The organism is Salimicrobium album (assembly GCF_900107115.1).
Taxonomy (GTDB): Bacteria; Bacillota; Bacilli; order Bacillales; family Halobacillaceae; genus Salimicrobium; species Salimicrobium album.
Genome location: NZ_FNOS01000002.1, coordinates 236,778 through 252,154, shown reverse-complemented (window position 1 = coordinate 252,154; position 15,377 = coordinate 236,778). Strand labels below are relative to the sequence as shown.

Sequence of the window (15,377 nt, the reverse complement as noted above, 5' to 3'; positions counted from 1 at the left end):
GGTCCGGTTTTTGTTATCTGCTATTCAATTGTGCCGAAAACTTTTCGTTATTATACCTGCGGTCCATTCGTTTTCTTCTTCTCGGAGTACTCGATCGGTTTCTTCTCGATCGTACGTCCTCTCATTACCAGCCAGAGCTGCGCAGCAATAAAGAGGGAAGAGTACGTACCGGCTACGAGTCCTACTACAAGAGCAAATCCGAAATTCGTTATAGAAGAAGCTCCGAACAGGAAGATCATCAATGCTGCGAACACCACAGTGATTACAGTATTGAAACTTCTTGCAAGCGTCTGCATCAGACTTTCGTTTACCACTTTCGCCAGTTCACCGAAGGTCTTCACTTTCCGCTTAAGTTTCAAGTTTTCGCGTATCCTGTCGAAAGTTACGATCGTATCATTGACGGAATACCCGACGATTGCCAGAATGGCGGCAATTATCGTTATATCGAATTCAAGCCTGGTTATGCTGAATAGAGCTATGATAAAGAAAGCATCGTGCAGCAGGGCCAGAATTGCCGTGAGTGCAAAAAAGAACTCGAATCGGATCGTAACATAAATAACGATTCCTATAGAGGCATAGAGCACAGCCAGAGCTGCGTTCTTGGCAAGTTCCTGACCCACTATCGGAGATACAGTACTTACGTTAGGCGTGTTACCGTATTTTTCTTCAAAATGGTCCTGAATTTCTCCTATCTTATCTTTTGGAAGAACCGTTTCGAACCGGGCCACAGCAATCTCGTCGTTGTCCCCTGAAATCACTATCTGTTTCGGCGTGACGCCGAATTCTTCCTCGAGCGTCTCTTCCACCTGGGGAGCTTTGATATTGCCATCGGAAAGAATAGACACTCTGGATCCGCTTGTGAAGTCAATCCCTAAGTTAAGTTTGAATATCATAAGCGCGATACCGCCGGAGGCGATCAGTATAATCGAAATTGCAAAGAATCGCTTCCGTAACCCTGCAAAATCGAAAGTTTTACCTTTTACAGTTGTATTCACCGGGGTCGTATCATTAATATCCTGGATTTGTGAAGGCTTCACCCCGAACCAGCCGGGACGTTTATTCAGCAGACGGCTGTGAATCCACAGACCCATGAAAAGGCGGGTACCGAAAACGGCGGTGATGAAGCTTACCAGTATGCTCACTATCAGCATCGTAGCGAACCCTTTCACGGAACTCGTCCCGAATATAAACAGTACGCCTGCAGCTATCAGTGTTGTTATGTTCGCATCAAGGATAGTCGCAAGAGATCGCTTATTCCCCGATTTGAAAGCGGACATTACCGATTTACCGGATTTCAGTTCTTCTTTGATACGTTCATACGTTATGATGTTCGCATCTACAGCCATACCTACTCCCAAAATAAGAGCGGCTATCCCGGGCAGTGTCAGCACCCCGTTCATGAGTTCGAACACTACAAGAATAAGGTATATATATACGGAAAGTGTGACTGCTGCAATAATCCCCGGAAAACGGTAGTAGGCAATCATGTAAAGGAAGATTAGCGCAATACCTATCGCTCCGGCAATAACGGTTTTATTCATCGCCTGCTCCCCGAACTGTGCTCCTACGGACGTCGAGTACATTTCTTCGAGGTTCACCGGAAGCGATCCGGCGTTCAGCATGTCGGCCAGCTGTTTGGCTGATTCCACCGTAAAGTTCCCGTCAATCTGGACGTCCGTGCTTCTGATCGGCTCATCATTATTAAATCCGAGAGCGGAAATATATGCCGGATCTTCTTTGCCGTACTCTTCCGGGAACGTCGTCTCGGATTCGTTATAGTCGAGCCAGATGACCATCATACGGTCGTCATACGGAGTCTCCGGATCCTGTTCCTTACTCGTAATAGTATCCGAAACTTCGTAAAATTCCTGGGCACTTTCCATTTTCACAGTAACCACAGGCTGGTTCGTGTTCGCATCAAATGACTGCTGGGCACTGCCCTCGACAATATCACTGCCATCAAGGTATTCATTGCCCTCTACGTCACGAAAAGACAGTTCGGCGGTCGTCGACAGTAATTCTCTCGCTTCCTGCTGATTATCGACACCCGCAAGCTGCACCCTTATCCTGTTGGGCTCTTCGATGTTGATATTTGCTTCACTGATACCAAGGGAGTCCACCCTTTCTGTCAGTGACTGCACAGTCGCTTCAAGTACTTGACGGTTGACTTCCTGTTCCTCATCAATCGGATCCACCTCATAGAGAATCTCGAATCCTCCCTGAAGGTCGAGTCCGAGCTTTATGTCTTTGGCGACACCCGTAACAGTCGTACCTATCATCGTTCCAAGTAAAGCTACTATAAGAAAAAAGGCGACAATGCGACCTCGTTTTTTCATTTCCTTCGCTCCCCCTTATTGTCCCTCTTTTCAGGGACTCTTTCCTCTTGACGTCAATCATACGGGACTTCCTTTGAGTCACAAAAGCAGCCCCTGCTTGTATTGCATACCTTTTTCATCAATATATAATCACTGTTTCACCATTGCCTGCCCGTGCTTCAAAAGAGGGCAGGTAAGCACACACCCTCCCTGAAACGCGGAGGCGCCGGCCTATATGTACAAGCATATAATCTATTGTAGCGGAAAATCATTTCTTTGAGAAGATGAACAGGCTATTCAGTGAAAAACTGTACCGAATGGTCAGATTTTTACAGGTCAGTTTGAGTCGAAAGAATCCAAAAAACCCCTGCAAAAAACAAAGAGTGATTCCCGGCTCAATGCAGGAATCACTCTTTTTCCTCAGGTATTGATAAAAGACGGCTTGAAATAAGAGCCGTCTTTCGTTTCCCTAGGTCTTAGTCGTTCTTTCTTTCTCTGACTGATGAACGATCCATCTTCAACGAAGAGCCATCGTTAACCGTAACGACGACAGTGCCTTCGTCAAGCGCGTGGATCGTACCATGAATGCCGCCGATTGTAATAATTTCATCACCTTTTTGCAGTTCGGATTGCATCTGCTGCACTTTTTTTTGCTTTTTCTGTTGAGGACGAATCAGCAAAAAGTAAAAGATAACAAACATTAAAATAATAGGCAGTAGCCCTATCAATGTTTCCATCTCTGTCTTCCCCCCTAAAAGTTTTTCGCATCTGGCCTGTTGAAACCATATTGTTCAAAGAATTCTTCACGGAAATCTCCGAGTCTGTCTTCTTTAATGGCTTCTCGCACTTGCCTCATCAATTTTAACAGAAAATACAGGTTATGATAAGTAGTAAGTCTGATTCCGAACGTTTCATTGGATTTTACGAGGTGACGGATATAAGCTCTCGAATAGTTACGACACGTATGACAATCGCAATTTTCGTCGATCGGACCGAAATCACGGGCAAATTTAGCATTACGGACGACCAGACGTCCGTTAGACGTCATACAGGTACCGTTACGGGCTATGCGTGTCGGAAGCACACAGTCGAACATGTCGATCCCCCGTATTGCTCCATCCACCAGGGAATCAGGGGACCCTACGCCCATGAGATATCTCGGCTTATCTGAAGGCAACAAAGGTGTCGTCGATTCAAGCATCCTGTTCATTACATCTTTCGGTTCCCCGACCGACAGACCACCGATCGCATACCCCGGGAAGTCCAGCGATGTAAGATCACGCGCACTCTGTTTCCGCAGATCTTCGTATTCCCCGCCTTGAACGATACCGAACAGGCCCTGATCGTGAGGACGTTTATGAGCCGACAAGCAGCGCTCCGCCCAGCGGCTCGTCCTCTCCACGGAATCCTTCATATACTTGTGTTCTGCAGGGTAAGGCGGGCATTCATCAAATGCCATCATAATATCCGCGCCGAGCTGATTCTGTATGTGCATCGCTTTCTCCGGAGAAAGGAATAGCTTCTCCCCGCTTATATGGTTACGGAAATGAACGCCTTCCTCTTCGATTTTTCTCAGATCACTGAGACTGAACACCTGGAAACCTCCCGAATCTGTAAGGATAGAACCTTTCCAGTTCATAAATTTATGAAGGCCTCCGGCTTCTTCGACGATATCCGCTCCCGGACGCAGCCAGAGATGATAAGTGTTCGAAAGAATCATTCCCGCCCCCATGGACTCAAGCTCTTCCGGACTCATCGTCTTAACTGTCGCTAACGTACCTACAGGCATGAAGGCAGGGGTTTCGAACGTTCCGTGAGGAGTATGGACCTTCCCTAACCGTGCACCTGTCTGCTTACATGTTTTTATATGTTCATATGTTACTGCCATCTGTATCTTCCACTCCTACTTTAAAATTAGCATTGCATCCCCGAAACTGAAGAAACGGTACTTCTCCGTCACCGCCCGGCGGTAGGCTTCCAGTATGAAATCCCTGCCGGCAATAGCACTCACAAGCATGATCAGTGTCGACTTCGGAAGGTGGAAATTCGTCACGAGTCCATCGATTGATTCCACCTGATGCGGAGGATAGATGAAAATATCCGTCCACCCGCTCTCCGCCACAAATCGCTGATGTTCCCGGTAAATCGTCTCAAGCGTCCGGGTCGACGTCGTACCTACCGAAATGATGCGCCCGCCGTTTTCCTTTATACGATTAAGCGTCCCGGCTGACTCTTCCCCCAGGGTATAAAACTCTGCATGCATGTCATGTTCTTCGACGTTTTCCACACTCACCGGTCTGAACGTTCCGAGACCTACATGCAAAGTAAGATATACAAGTTCAACCCCCGACTCCTCCAATTCCCGGAGCAGCTTTTCCGTAAAATGAAGGCCGGCCGTGGGCGCGGCAGCCGATCCCTCTTCTTTTGCGTAAACCGTCTGGTAACGGTCACGGTCTTCCAGTTGCTCGGTGATGTACGGAGGAAGCGGCATTTCTCCGAGAGAATCCAGCACTTCAAGGAAGATGCCTTCGTATGAGAACTCGACGATTCTCCCGCCGTGCTCCAACTCTTTTGTACAAACGGCTTTCAGTCGTCCGTCGCCAAAGGTGAGTTCCGTACCTTCCTTCACTTTTTTGGCAGGCTTCATCAGTACTTCCCATTCGTCGCCTTCGCGCTGGTGAAGAAGAAGTACTTCCACTTTTCCTCCCGTATCTTCTTTCACGCCGTACAACCGCGCAGGAAGTACTTTTGTATCATTCAAAACGAGACAGTCTCCGGGATGGAGATAATCTTTCACATCCGAGAATACACGGTGCTCTATTTCTTCTGCTTCCGTGTTAAGAACCATAAGACGGGAAGAATCCCGATCCTTCAGTGGTGTCTGGGCGATGAGTTCTTCCGGCAGTTCAAAATCGTATTCATTGATATCTGTTGTCATTATCCTTCAACCTCACTTCAATCTGCTGACTATATAAAAAATTAAAGACAAAATAATACTTACGACGATTGACGTCATTATCGGAAAATAAAAAGTCGTATTTCCCTTCTTAAAAATCAGATCTCCCGGAAGTTTACCGATAAAGGCTCCGATGATTCCAAACAAAAGAAAAACGATGCCGATAATGATGAAGATTTTACTGAGCTCATTCATGATCCCCCGGGCATCTCCCGGTCAAAGTGCGTGTAAGTTTTAGGAGTAGCCGTCCGGCCCCTCGGCGTTCTCTGTATGTACCCTTTCTGCAACAGGAAAGGTTCATACACATCTTCGATAGTCTGAGATTCTTCCCCGATGGTGGCCGCCATCGTATCAACACCGACAGGCCCCCCGCGGAAAGAATCCATCAGCGCAAGAAGAAGCTTGTGATCGATATGATCCAGCCCGTCTTCATCCACCTGCAGCATACCGAGCGCTTCACGGGCAGTGGCAAGAGAAATTTCCCGTTCTCCTTTTACCTGGGCTATATCCCGTACGCGTTTCAGCAGACGGTTGGCAATCCTCGGTGTGCCCCGGGAGCGGCTGGCTATTTCGTCCGAGGCTTCTTCATCTATCGATACATTGAAAATTTCTGCCGTTCTTCTGATGATGTCGGAAAGAGCTTCGTTCGAATAGAATTCAAGTCGGCCGTGCACCCCGAACCGGTCACGGAGCGGAGCCGACAGCAGCCCTGCCCTGGTGGTGGCTCCCACGAGAGTGAACGGAGGCAGATCGAGACGGACGGATCTCGCGCTCGGACCGTTGCCGACCACAATATCAAGACAGAAGTCTTCCATTGCCGGGTACAGAACCTCTTCCACGGAACGCGGAAGGCGATGAATTTCGTCGATAAAAAGCACATCCCCCGCCTCAAGCGAAGAAAGGATGGCCGCAAGATCTCCGGCTCTTTCTACAGCCGGACCGGAAGTTGTCCGAAACTGTACTTCCATTTCGTTGGCGATTATGGAGGCAAGCGTTGTTTTACCAAGGCCCGGCGGCCCATAAAGCAACGTATGATCCAAAGGTTCTTCCCTCATTTTCGCAGCCTCTATAAATATACTGAGATTGTGTTTCGTTTTTTCCTGACCGATATATTGGGAGAGAAGTTCAGGTCTTAAACTTTGTTCGATTTCATCTTCTCTCCCCTGCTGTTCCCCGGAAATGATTCGATCTTCCATAGGATGTTGCTCCTTTCTATGTCTTCAGTAGTAACTGCAGTCCCTGTCTTACGTAATCATCCACCCGGTCCGCCTCCATAGTCTGAAGCTCGGGTTTTATCGACCTTAGTTCCTTATCCGAATAACCCAGAGCTTCCAGTGCCTCCAGTGCTTCCGCAATAAGCGACTGATCGGCTCTTGCTTTGGTATAGAAGATAGTCGCTTCATTTTCTTCCTCGGGCAGCCAGTCGACCAGTTTCCCTTTCAGATCCAGAATCATCTGTCTGGCGGTTTTCTTCCCGACCCCCGGAAATTTAGTCAGATATTTATCATCTTCCCGTTCAATGGCACTGATGAAATCCGATACGCTTACTCCGCCAAGAATGGCCAGCGCCCCCTTGGGACCGATTCCCGAAACGCTGAGCAGCCTGGCAAACAGACGTTTATCCTCTTTTTTCGGGAAGCCGAAAAGAATTTGAGCGTCTTCCCGCACATGATGGTATGTATATATTTTCACTTCTTCCCCGAGTTTCGTTTCAAAATAAAAAGGGTTGGCACAATAAACTTCATAGCCAAGACCTTGTACTTCCACATTAATGGTTTCTTCTTCTACCGCTGTCAATGTACCCTTAACGTATGCAATCATTCATTTCGCTCCATTCCTGCGTTGTCCCTGATATTATAACATACATACACACGTTCGTATCAGGAAAAGTGATGGCGTTGCCTCTATGATATTTCTATATAAAAAGAGTGGTTTCCTTTAAATGTAAAGAAAACCACTCTTTCCAACGACGAATTCAGGTCAGCTTCTCCAGTACTTCCTGATCGGCGTCAAGGTTATGCCAAATATCCTGAACGTCGTCATTATCTTCGAGCATATCAATGAGCTTAAGCATTTGTTCCACAGTCTCTTCCTCCTCCAGAGGGGTGTAAGTCTGAGGAATCATAGTCACTTCAGCTGTCTGCACAGGATAAGCTTCCAGCGCGTGTTTTACATTTTGAAAATTTTCGGGTTCCGTGTATATTTCAAAAAAGTCATCCGTAGTCTCAAGCTCATCTGCACCAGCTTCGATCGCTTCAAGCATAATATCATCCTCTTCCACTTCCGTGGCGGAGCGGTCGATGGTGATGAATCCTTTTCTGTCGAACATGAAGGAAACACACCCGTTTTCCCCCAAATTCCCTCCATGTTTACTGAAGGCGTGCCGAACTTCGGGAGCCGTTCTGTTTTTGTTGTCTGTCAGTACGTTGACCATGACGGCGACCCCGCCGGGACCATATCCTTCATACACGACGTCTTCATATTCATTTCCGCCGACATCGCCTTTAGCCTTTTTCACGGCTCTGTCGATATTGTCCTTCGGCATATTATTCGATCTGGCTTTTTCTATAGCTAACCGCAAATCCGGGTTCATCTCCGGATCCGGATCTCCCTGTTTTGCAGCAACGAAGATTTGGCGAGCCAGCTTCTGGAAAAGTTTTCCCCGTTTCGCATCCTGTGCACCTTTACGATGTTTAATGTTACTCCATTTTGAATGACCGGCCATGGTGCATTCTCCTCTCCAAATCAAGTTTTTTCCTTTAATAACTATATCAAAATTCATTCCACTGTCAAAACTGTACACTTCTTCATTAAAAAACGTGCCTCGGAAGGCACGTTTTACTTCATTACGGGAGAAAAAGTTTCAATTTCATAACTTGGATACGTGCCGAGGACTTTAAGTCTGCAGCCAAGTGCTTCCAGTTCCTGCTGTACTCCCGGGAAGAGTACCTGATCATACGGCTGGTCCACGTCCACAAGGAAGAAATAATTGCCGAGACCCGTCTTCATAGGGCGTGACTCGATCTTCGACAGGTTCATCTTTCTCCAGGCAAAAGCAGCGAGAACCTGATGAAGTGCTCCAACGTAGTCCTGAGGGAGAGTAACCATTACGGTAGTTTTGTGTTTTTTCACAGGCTGATCTTTCACTTTCAACGTTTTCGGCTCTTTTTGCACTACGGCGAACCTGGTGTGATTGTTGTCATAATCATGAATGTTACCTTCCAGGATGTTCAGCCCGTTCATTTCGGCAGCCAGATGGTTACCGATAGCCGCTGCGTGCACACCTTTTTCCCTGACGATTTCGGCTGCCCGCCCCGTAGAAGCAGTATAATGGATTGCCGCTTCCGGATAATGTTTGTGTAAATACTGATGGCACTGGGCAATCGCATGACTGTGAGAATGAATTTCGGTTATGTCATGATCGTCATAATCCGGATGCGTCAGCAGGTGCTGGCGTATAGGAACAGTAAGCTCTGCTATGATCGCCTGGTTCACCTGATGAATCAAATAATCGATTGTAAGATGAACGGATCCTTCGATCGCATTTTCGAGCGGGACGACCCCCGTATCGATTTCTCCTGCTTCCACTGCATCGAGACAGGCAGGGATGGTATCAAAGCTTACAAACTCCCCGCCGTCGAACAAAGAATCCACCGCCATTTTCGTAAAAGTACCCTTTGGTCCCAGATACCCTATCTTTTGCGTCTCCATTCTATCACCCCTCCATTGTTAAGCACCGGAACTTAAAACTTCCACATTATCGACGAAGGAAAGTCCCTGCATATCCTGCATCAGACTGTTCATCTCCTCCGTCATTCCTGCCGTATTAAGCGACAGGGTAACATTCGCTTTTCCCTGGATAGGAATCGTCTGGTGTATCGTGAGTACGTTGCATCCGAACCCGGCAGCTACTGCAAGCAGGTTCGAAAGACTCCCCTTCTGATCTTCCAGGTGAAAAAACAGTGTAACGATCTGTTCTTTTACCATCGTCTGGAATGGGTAAACAGCATCTTTGTATTTATAATAAGCGCTTCGTGATAAACCGACACCGCGGACAGCTTCGTATATGGACTCGGCTTTTCCGCGCTCGAGCATGGCTTTCACATCAAGTGTTTTTTTCATCGCTTCCGGAAGTATATCACTTCGTACCAGATAAAATTTCTCGCTGTAATCTGCCATGACTTCACCCCCGTTAACCGTCTACAAATTCAAATTCAAATTCAAGCAGGCGAATCGTATCACCGTGTTCGGCCCCTTTCTTCCGGAGGGCCTCATCCACACCCATGCTGCGCATCTGCTGTGCGAACCGGTTGACAGCCTGATCGTGATCGAAGTTCGTCCGGCGGAAAAGCGACTCTATCTTCTCTCCGTAAAGTACGTAAGCCCCATCATCATCTCTCATAATATGAAAGGCAGGTGCTTCTTTTTCGTATTTATACAGAACTCTGTTTTCCGTAGTAACTTCCTCTTTCACTTCTTTAGGAATCCGGTCGAGTTCATCCGCCACTGCGTAAAGGATTTCATCCAATCCGCTTCTGGTAATCGCAGAAAGAGGATAGATCCGCAAGTCTTCCTTTTCGGTTTCGGCACGGAATTTTTCCAGATTTTCTTCCGAACCGGGCAAGTCCATTTTATTGGCAATCACTATCTGAGGCCTGTCTTTAAGACTTTCATCATAGGAGGCGAGTTCGTGATTGATAGCTACATAATCTTCATAAGGATCACGCGCTTCCATCCCCGACATATCTATAACGTGCAGTATTACTCTGGTCCGCTCAATGTGCCTGAGGAACTGATGTCCCAGTCCTACACCTTCGTGCGCCCCTTCGATAAGCCCCGGAAGATCGGCCATAACGAAACTGCGTCCATCCTTCGTTTCCACTACACCAAGATTAGGATTCAGGGTAGTGAAGTGATAGTCAGCCACTTTCGGCTTCGCGGCAGTAACAGTGGAAAGGAACGTTGATTTTCCTACGCTTGGAAAACCTACCAGCCCGACATCCGCCAGCAGTTTCAGCTCTAACTGGACATCGAGTTCCACTCCGAGCGTACCATTCTCGGAGATTTCCGGCGCACGGTTTCTGGCAGTCGCAAATTTGGCATTTCCACGGCCGCCACGTCCTGCTGCAGCAATCACTGCCCGCTGCTTGTGCTCGAGTAAATCTGCTATCAGTTCGCCGGTAGCCGCATTTCGGACGGTAGTGCCCGGAGGTACCGGAACTACAAGATCATCAGCATTTTTCCCGTGTTTCTTCTGATTCATACCGTTTTCGCCGCGTCGAGCCTTGAAGTGACGCTGATAACGAAAGTCCATGAGCGTGTTTAAACCCTCATCCACTTCGAAAACCACGTCTCCGCCCCGGCCGCCGTCTCCGCCTGCAGGACCGCCTCTCGGAACATATTTTTCTCTGCGGTAGGCGACAAGGCCGTTGCCCCCATCTCCCGCTTTTACATATATTTTCACCTGATCGACAAACATATATTTTTCACCTCTTCAATTCAGTCTTTCGCCTATCCCCTTAAGGATACTTTCTTATCAAAACAAACGCTTATCCACAATACCTTCGCAGTATGGAAGCACCTTTCTCCCTGTCCGGGTCGATAAATCAACCTCAGCTTCCGATACGAGAACGGGGCCTGTTCAACCGGCCCCCCCAAACACTTCTCGAAGCAGTTCTTGAGCATGTTTCGTTCGGAAATTGAACTTGATTCACCCATTACCGTGACAGTGAAGAAAACGGCTTTCTTCATCTGCACATTTAAATATTATTAAGAATTATAGCAGAATCAACCTTATGATTCTATGATTCTATGGGGTACAGATACCGGTCGCTGTTCATTACTGATAAAGAAAAAACCACGTCCATGCAAAAAGCACGGCGTGGCTTCATCTTCATATAGCAATTTACGCTTCTTGTGCTGCAGGGTATACGCTGACTTTTTTACGATCGCGACCGTAACGTTCGAATTTTACAACCCCGTCTGCTTTAGCGAAAAGTGTGTCATCGCCACCGATACCCACGTTTGTACCCGGGTAAATTTTAGTGCCGCGTTGACGGTAAAGAATGGAACCGCTCGTTACTGACTGGCCGTCAGCACGCTTAGCTCCAAGACGCTTACTCTCGGAGTCGCGTCCGTTTTTAGAGCTTCCCTGACCTTTTTTCTGGGAGAAAAATTGCAGATCTAGACGTAGCATGAATTCCACCTCCTTCAGTTTATGATTGTAATATATTGAGAATAATCCTGTTCGATAGTTCTCAGGGAAATAAGCAGCCCCTCCAGGAGGGTCAACGCTTTTTCCTCTTCTTTATCTTTCCCGGTAAGAATGACTTTAAGGTAGCCACCTTCACCGCCCTGGACTATTTCCGGTTCGCAGCCTGCCACTTCCATCAATGCATTGGCTGCACCGAAAGAAACAGCCGATACTGCAGCACATACAAGATCATGTCCATAAGGACCGCTCTCTGCATGACCGGAAATTTCAAATCCAAGAATACGCTGATCCGCGGAAAGAATTTTTGCTGTAATCATATCTTCAACCCTTACGCGTCGATTTTGTCGATAACGACTTTTGTATAAGGCTGACGATGACCCTGTTTACGCTTGTAGTTCTTCTTCGGCTTGTATTTGAACACGGTAATCTTTTTCTGACGACCATGCTTGGCTACTTTAGCCGTTACGGAAGCACCATCTACAAATGGAGCGCCTACTTTGGAGTTGTCTCCACCGACGAACAATACTTTGTCGAAAGTTACGGACTCACCATCGGCAGCGTCCAGTTTCTCAACGTAGACTTCCTGGCCTTCTTCTACTTTGACCTGTTTTCCACCAGTTTCAATAATTGCGTACATACGTGCACCTCCTCATTAAACTAAGACTCGCCATCCAGGTACCACATTCATGGTTTATGACCTGTCCTGAGCGGTTGTAGCAGTGAAGTGCTACAAGATTAACAAACTAATGTTATCACAACCGGAAACCCCATGTCAATCAATCATCTGAACGACGGCTACTGCTATTACAGGCTCTCTGTAAAGCCCGCAGTAAATTTTACTAAACCGGAAGTATAAAAGCAATGAAAAACGAAAGAAATTACATCCGGAACATTGAAAATCCGTGGCCCCGATCCTCACCCTTATCCATTAAGAATACTTCCGCCATTTCACGAGCACGTTCTTGAGAATCAGGTAAAGAAGCAGGAAGACTATCAGATTAACGAGTAGCGCGGGGCCGAGTCGTTGAAGTATAAACTGCAGAAAATTCCCCTCCGCGACCTCAAGTGCAGAGTAGAACACGTACAAAAGAGTATCTGCGAACGAAACACCCGCAAGAACAAGCAGCGTTACGACCGGGAAATTGGTGTGGAAAAGTTTATTCAGCCCGTGTACGGTATAAACCACTACTGCGTAGACGAGCATATGTACTCCGATTATACCGGTATAGGCTACATCCATAAACAACCCCGCCCCCAGGGCGTACCAGAGCGTCCGGTACGTATCATTGGAATCGTAGAAAAGACTCATAAGAAGAAGGAAGACAAGAGTCCACTGCGGGGTCATAACAGTCTCGCCTCTTATAAGGGAGCCGGAAAAAAGATTGACGACCGTTCCTTCCAGAACGATAAACAGCAGAATAAGGATTGAAAGTTTAACAGTTTTCATGAGTTTTCTTCCTGACTCTCTTTATCGTTCTGATCGGAACGTCTGGCAATAATTACCTGGTTGATCTCATAAAGATCAGCTGCAGGCTCAATATAAGCGGTTTTCGTCAATCCATATTCATCATTCTTCACTTCATCCACCGTGCCGATTTGAAGTCTGCTCGGGAAGACACCGCCAAGGCCGGTGGAGATGACTTTCTCCCCTTTTTTCAGTTTCACGTCAAGGTTTATGCCACCGAGCAGGAGTCGTCCTGACTCTTCATCATAACCCTCTACAAGACCGAACACATTATCTCCATTTTTCTTCACTACCCAGGAAGAGATTTTGTTCGACGTATCGAACCCGCTCAACAATTTCACGGTTGAGTGAAAAGCAGCTGTAGATTGTACTTTTCCGATAAGACCTTCCTTCGTGATTACGGCCATATCTTTCTCGACTCCATGCTTGGAACCACGATTGATCGTAACCTGCTCAAACCATCTTTCCGGACTTCTCGCGATGACGCTTGCCTGAACCGGTGAATATTTCTCAAGACCTTCCGCCCGTTCCATTGTTCCCCGAAGCTCTTCGATTTCTTCTTCCAATTCCTGATTCTCTACAATCAGTCCTTCGTACTCTGCAAGTCTTTCTTTCAGCACTTCGTTCTGTTCGTATACCCGGAGCACATCCTGGAACGTTTCAATGGAGTTATCCACCCACTCCACCGGTGTGTGGATTATGGACTGCAGCACTCCTGTGGTATCGAGTATAAACCTCTCGGGGGCCGAAATATTTTCCCTTTCCCTTATAGAAAAGCCGATCAGTGTTACAAAAATAATAAATGCTACAAGTACCAGTATAAGTATTTTTCTTCTAAAAAATGAAGGCATGGGCTCTCATTCCTAATCTCTTAGACTTTGGTCTGCGACGTTCGGACGGGATTTGAAATGTTTCATATAGTCCAGGGAATGTCCGGTGCCTATAGCTACACAATCCAGAGGCTCATCAGCTATGAAGACGGGCAATCCCGTTTCTTCGCTGAGCACTCTGTCAAACCCTTTGAGCAGGGCACCGCCTCCGGTAAGGACGATTCCCCGTTCCATTATGTCGGCAGCCAGTTCCGGGGGAGTTTTCTCGAGCGTAGCCCGCACGGCTTCACCGATGGAAGAAATCGTTCCGGAGAGCGCCTCCGAAATTTCTTCCGGATACACGGAAATGGTTCTCGGGAAGCCGGTCAGCAGATCTCTGCCTCTGATCTCCATCCCTTCTGTCTCTCCAAGGTTCATAGCTGCACCGATAGTGAATTTAATTTCCTCGGCCGTTCGCTCTCCCACCATCAGGTTATGAGTTTTGCGGATGTAATTTGTGATTGCTGCATCCATTTCATCCCCGGCGATTCTTATGGACTGGCTGGTTACTATACCACCCAGAGAAATAACCGCAACCTCCGTCGTTCCTCCGCCTATGTCGACGATCATACTGCCGGTAGGATCCCACACCGGCAGGCCTGCACCGATGGCTGCCGCAAAAGGTTCTTCGATTGTAAAAGCCTCTTTTGCGCCCGCCTGCTTTGTCGCATCGATGACAGCACGTTCTTCCACCGAAGTGATTCCATAAGGAACACATATTATTACATTGGGCTTGCCCGCAAACGACGAACCGTTTTTCAAAGACTTCTGCATATAATACTTCACCATCTCTGTGGTCGTTTCGTAATCTGCGATCACCCCGTCCCTCATCGGTCGTATAACTTTTATATTTTCAGGGGTCCGGCCTATCATGACGTACGCTTCCTGCCCGACCGCTTCTATAGTGCCGGTCCTTATATTTCTAGCTACTACGGAAGGTTCACGCATCACTACTCCTTTGTCTTTCATAAAAACGAGAGTATTAGCCGTGCCGAGATCAATACCTATATCTTTGGAAAGTCCAAAAAAACCCAATACTATCTTCCTTTCTGTAACACCATGGATAAGAACAAGCGCCAGATGTAAGGGAACCTTACATTATGGCGCTTCTCGTTTCACGCTTATTTAATTATAAGAGAAATCGAATAAAATAGATAGAGGTTGGCGGTCATAGATAGCCTTTTTCTTTTAAAGAAATAAACGTGCCATCTCCTATTATTAAGTGATCAAGCATTTCTATTCCGATGATTTTACCGCACTCAGCTATCCGTTTGGTTACCTGTATATCTTCTCTTGAAGGTGCAGGATCGCCGGAGGGGTGGTTGTGTACGCATACAATAGAAGCAGCCGATCTCTTCACCGCTTCTTTGAATACCTCCCGCGGGTGAACTATGGAGCTGTTGAGGCTCCCGACGAATACCGTTCGCCTGGCCAGGACGCGGTTTTTGACATCGAGAAAAAGGGCAGTCGATTGTATGAGTATGGTAAAAATCATATGACTTCATATGCTATAATTATGGAAAAGGAGCGAAGCAATATGTGGACTTTTTATGGGAGA

17 protein-coding genes, 1 pseudogene and 1 other annotated feature are annotated in these 15,377 nt (G+C 47.2%); all 18 genes and pseudogenes read right to left on the bottom strand.

Annotated elements, in window-relative coordinates; all coding sequences use genetic code 11:
* Positions 1–50: 50 nt before the first annotated feature.
* The gene (secDF, locus tag BLU03_RS04790) at positions 51–2,336 is read right to left on the bottom strand and encodes a protein translocase subunit SecDF (RefSeq protein WP_093106052.1); all 2,286 of its coding nucleotides are present in this window, start codon (positions 2,334–2,336) and stop codon (positions 51–53) included.
* Between the two features lie 455 nt (positions 2,337–2,791).
* Positions 2,792–3,052 (bottom strand): preprotein translocase subunit YajC, encoded by a 261-nt coding sequence (yajC, locus tag BLU03_RS04785; RefSeq protein ID WP_076569814.1) that lies wholly within the window; start codon positions 3,050–3,052, stop codon positions 2,792–2,794.
* Between the two features lie 14 nt (positions 3,053–3,066).
* Positions 3,067–4,203 (bottom strand): tRNA guanosine(34) transglycosylase Tgt, encoded by a 1,137-nt coding sequence (gene tgt / locus BLU03_RS04780; protein WP_076569811.1) that lies wholly within the window; start codon positions 4,201–4,203, stop codon positions 3,067–3,069.
* Positions 4,204–4,218: 15 nt separating this feature from the next.
* Positions 4,219–5,253, bottom strand: a complete 1,035-nt coding sequence (gene queA, locus BLU03_RS04775) for a tRNA preQ1(34) S-adenosylmethionine ribosyltransferase-isomerase QueA (RefSeq protein ID WP_093106049.1) — start codon at positions 5,251–5,253, stop codon at positions 4,219–4,221.
* Positions 5,254–5,265: 12 nt separating this feature from the next.
* The gene (locus BLU03_RS04770; protein WP_076569807.1) at positions 5,266–5,466 is read right to left on the bottom strand and encodes a DUF2905 domain-containing protein; all 201 of its coding nucleotides are present in this window, start codon (positions 5,464–5,466) and stop codon (positions 5,266–5,268) included.
* Positions 5,463–6,467 carry a Holliday junction branch migration DNA helicase RuvB gene (ruvB, locus tag BLU03_RS04765; protein WP_076569805.1) on the bottom strand — a complete coding sequence of 335 codons (1,005 nt, stop codon included), beginning with the start codon at positions 6,465–6,467 and terminating at the stop codon, positions 5,463–5,465. The genes BLU03_RS04770 and ruvB overlap by 4 nt, the downstream gene beginning before the upstream one ends.
* A 16-nt stretch (positions 6,468–6,483) precedes the next feature.
* Positions 6,484–7,092 (bottom strand): Holliday junction branch migration protein RuvA, encoded by a 609-nt coding sequence (ruvA, locus tag BLU03_RS04760; protein ID WP_076569803.1) that lies wholly within the window; start codon positions 7,090–7,092, stop codon positions 6,484–6,486.
* A gap of 154 nt (positions 7,093–7,246) precedes the next feature.
* Positions 7,247–7,996, bottom strand: coding sequence for a YebC/PmpR family DNA-binding transcriptional regulator (locus tag BLU03_RS04755; RefSeq protein ID WP_008588667.1), 750 nt, complete (start codon positions 7,994–7,996; stop codon positions 7,247–7,249).
* Between the two features lie 113 nt (positions 7,997–8,109).
* Complete coding sequence (pheA, locus tag BLU03_RS04750; protein WP_076569802.1) at positions 8,110–8,982, bottom strand: prephenate dehydratase; 873 nt, start codon at positions 8,980–8,982, stop codon at positions 8,110–8,112.
* Between the two features lie 18 nt (positions 8,983–9,000).
* Positions 9,001–9,450, bottom strand: coding sequence for an ACT domain-containing protein (locus BLU03_RS04745; protein WP_093106047.1), 450 nt, complete (start codon positions 9,448–9,450; stop codon positions 9,001–9,003).
* Positions 9,451–9,463: 13 nt separating this feature from the next.
* Complete coding sequence (gene obgE, locus BLU03_RS04740) at positions 9,464–10,750, bottom strand: GTPase ObgE (protein ID WP_093106044.1); 1,287 nt, start codon at positions 10,748–10,750, stop codon at positions 9,464–9,466.
* Positions 10,751–11,176: 426 nt separating this feature from the next.
* Positions 11,177–11,467, bottom strand: coding sequence for a 50S ribosomal protein L27 (gene rpmA / locus BLU03_RS04735; RefSeq protein WP_008588663.1), 291 nt, complete (start codon positions 11,465–11,467; stop codon positions 11,177–11,179).
* A gap of 14 nt (positions 11,468–11,481) precedes the next feature.
* On the bottom strand, positions 11,482–11,802 hold the full coding sequence (locus BLU03_RS04730; protein WP_008588662.1) for a ribosomal-processing cysteine protease Prp: 321 nt from the start codon (positions 11,800–11,802) through the stop codon (positions 11,482–11,484).
* A gap of 11 nt (positions 11,803–11,813) precedes the next feature.
* Positions 11,814–12,122 carry a 50S ribosomal protein L21 gene (gene rplU, locus BLU03_RS04725; RefSeq protein WP_076569796.1) on the bottom strand — a complete coding sequence of 103 codons (309 nt, stop codon included), beginning with the start codon at positions 12,120–12,122 and terminating at the stop codon, positions 11,814–11,816.
* 13 nt (positions 12,123–12,135) lie between these two features.
* Positions 12,136–12,208, bottom strand: a sequence feature (ribosomal protein L21 leader region).
* A 205-nt stretch (positions 12,209–12,413) separates the two neighbouring features.
* Positions 12,414–12,932 carry a rod shape-determining protein MreD gene (gene mreD, locus BLU03_RS04720; RefSeq protein WP_093106041.1) on the bottom strand — a complete coding sequence of 173 codons (519 nt, stop codon included), beginning with the start codon at positions 12,930–12,932 and terminating at the stop codon, positions 12,414–12,416.
* Positions 12,929–13,801: a rod shape-determining protein MreC gene (gene mreC, locus BLU03_RS04715; protein WP_076569793.1), complete on the bottom strand. Its 873-nt coding sequence runs from the start codon at positions 13,799–13,801 to the stop codon at positions 12,929–12,931. Before mreC ends, mreD begins: the two co-directional genes overlap by 4 nt.
* Positions 13,802–13,813: 12 nt before the next feature.
* Positions 13,814–14,854, bottom strand: coding sequence for a rod shape-determining protein (locus BLU03_RS04710; RefSeq protein WP_076569792.1), 1,041 nt, complete (start codon positions 14,852–14,854; stop codon positions 13,814–13,816).
* A gap of 133 nt (positions 14,855–14,987) precedes the next feature.
* A pseudogene (gene radC, locus BLU03_RS04705) lies at positions 14,988–15,284 on the bottom strand (RadC family protein); the annotation flags it as partial.
* Positions 15,285–15,377: the final 93 nt, after the last annotated feature.

Bases quoted from the DNA above. Each gene is read 5' to 3' on its own strand.
- mreC (WP_076569793.1), bottom strand. From the start codon at position 13,801: ATGCCTTCATTTTTTAGAAGAAAAATACTTATACTGGTACTTGTAGCA.
- rplU (WP_076569796.1), bottom strand. From the start codon at position 12,122: ATGTACGCAATTATTGAAACTGGTGGAAAACAGGTCAAAGTAGAAGAA.
- BLU03_RS04730 (WP_008588662.1), bottom strand. From the start codon at position 11,802: ATGATTACAGCAAAAATTCTTTCCGCGGATCAGCGTATTCTTGGATTT.
- BLU03_RS04745 (WP_093106047.1), bottom strand. From the start codon at position 9,450: ATGGCAGATTACAGCGAGAAATTTTATCTGGTACGAAGTGATATACTT.
- pheA (WP_076569802.1), bottom strand. From the start codon at position 8,982: ATGGAGACGCAAAAGATAGGGTATCTGGGACCAAAGGGTACTTTTACG.
- BLU03_RS04755 (WP_008588667.1), bottom strand. From the start codon at position 7,996: ATGGCCGGTCATTCAAAATGGAGTAACATTAAACATCGTAAAGGTGCA.
- queA (WP_093106049.1), bottom strand. From the start codon at position 5,253: ATGACAACAGATATCAATGAATACGATTTTGAACTGCCGGAAGAACTC.
- obgE (WP_093106044.1), bottom strand. From the start codon at position 10,750: ATGTTTGTCGATCAGGTGAAAATATATGTAAAAGCGGGAGATGGGGGC.
- BLU03_RS04770 (WP_076569807.1), bottom strand. From the start codon at position 5,466: ATGAATGAGCTCAGTAAAATCTTCATCATTATCGGCATCGTTTTTCTT.
- ruvB (WP_076569805.1), bottom strand. From the start codon at position 6,467: ATGGAAGATCGAATCATTTCCGGGGAACAGCAGGGGAGAGAAGATGAA.
- ruvA (WP_076569803.1), bottom strand. From the start codon at position 7,092: ATGATTGCATACGTTAAGGGTACATTGACAGCGGTAGAAGAAGAAACC.
- tgt (WP_076569811.1), bottom strand. From the start codon at position 4,203: ATGGCAGTAACATATGAACATATAAAAACATGTAAGCAGACAGGTGCA.
- rpmA (WP_008588663.1), bottom strand. From the start codon at position 11,467: ATGCTACGTCTAGATCTGCAATTTTTCTCCCAGAAAAAAGGTCAGGGA.
- mreD (WP_093106041.1), bottom strand. From the start codon at position 12,932: ATGAAAACTGTTAAACTTTCAATCCTTATTCTGCTGTTTATCGTTCTG.
- secDF (WP_093106052.1), bottom strand. From the start codon at position 2,336: ATGAAAAAACGAGGTCGCATTGTCGCCTTTTTTCTTATAGTAGCTTTA.
- yajC (WP_076569814.1), bottom strand. From the start codon at position 3,052: ATGGAAACATTGATAGGGCTACTGCCTATTATTTTAATGTTTGTTATC.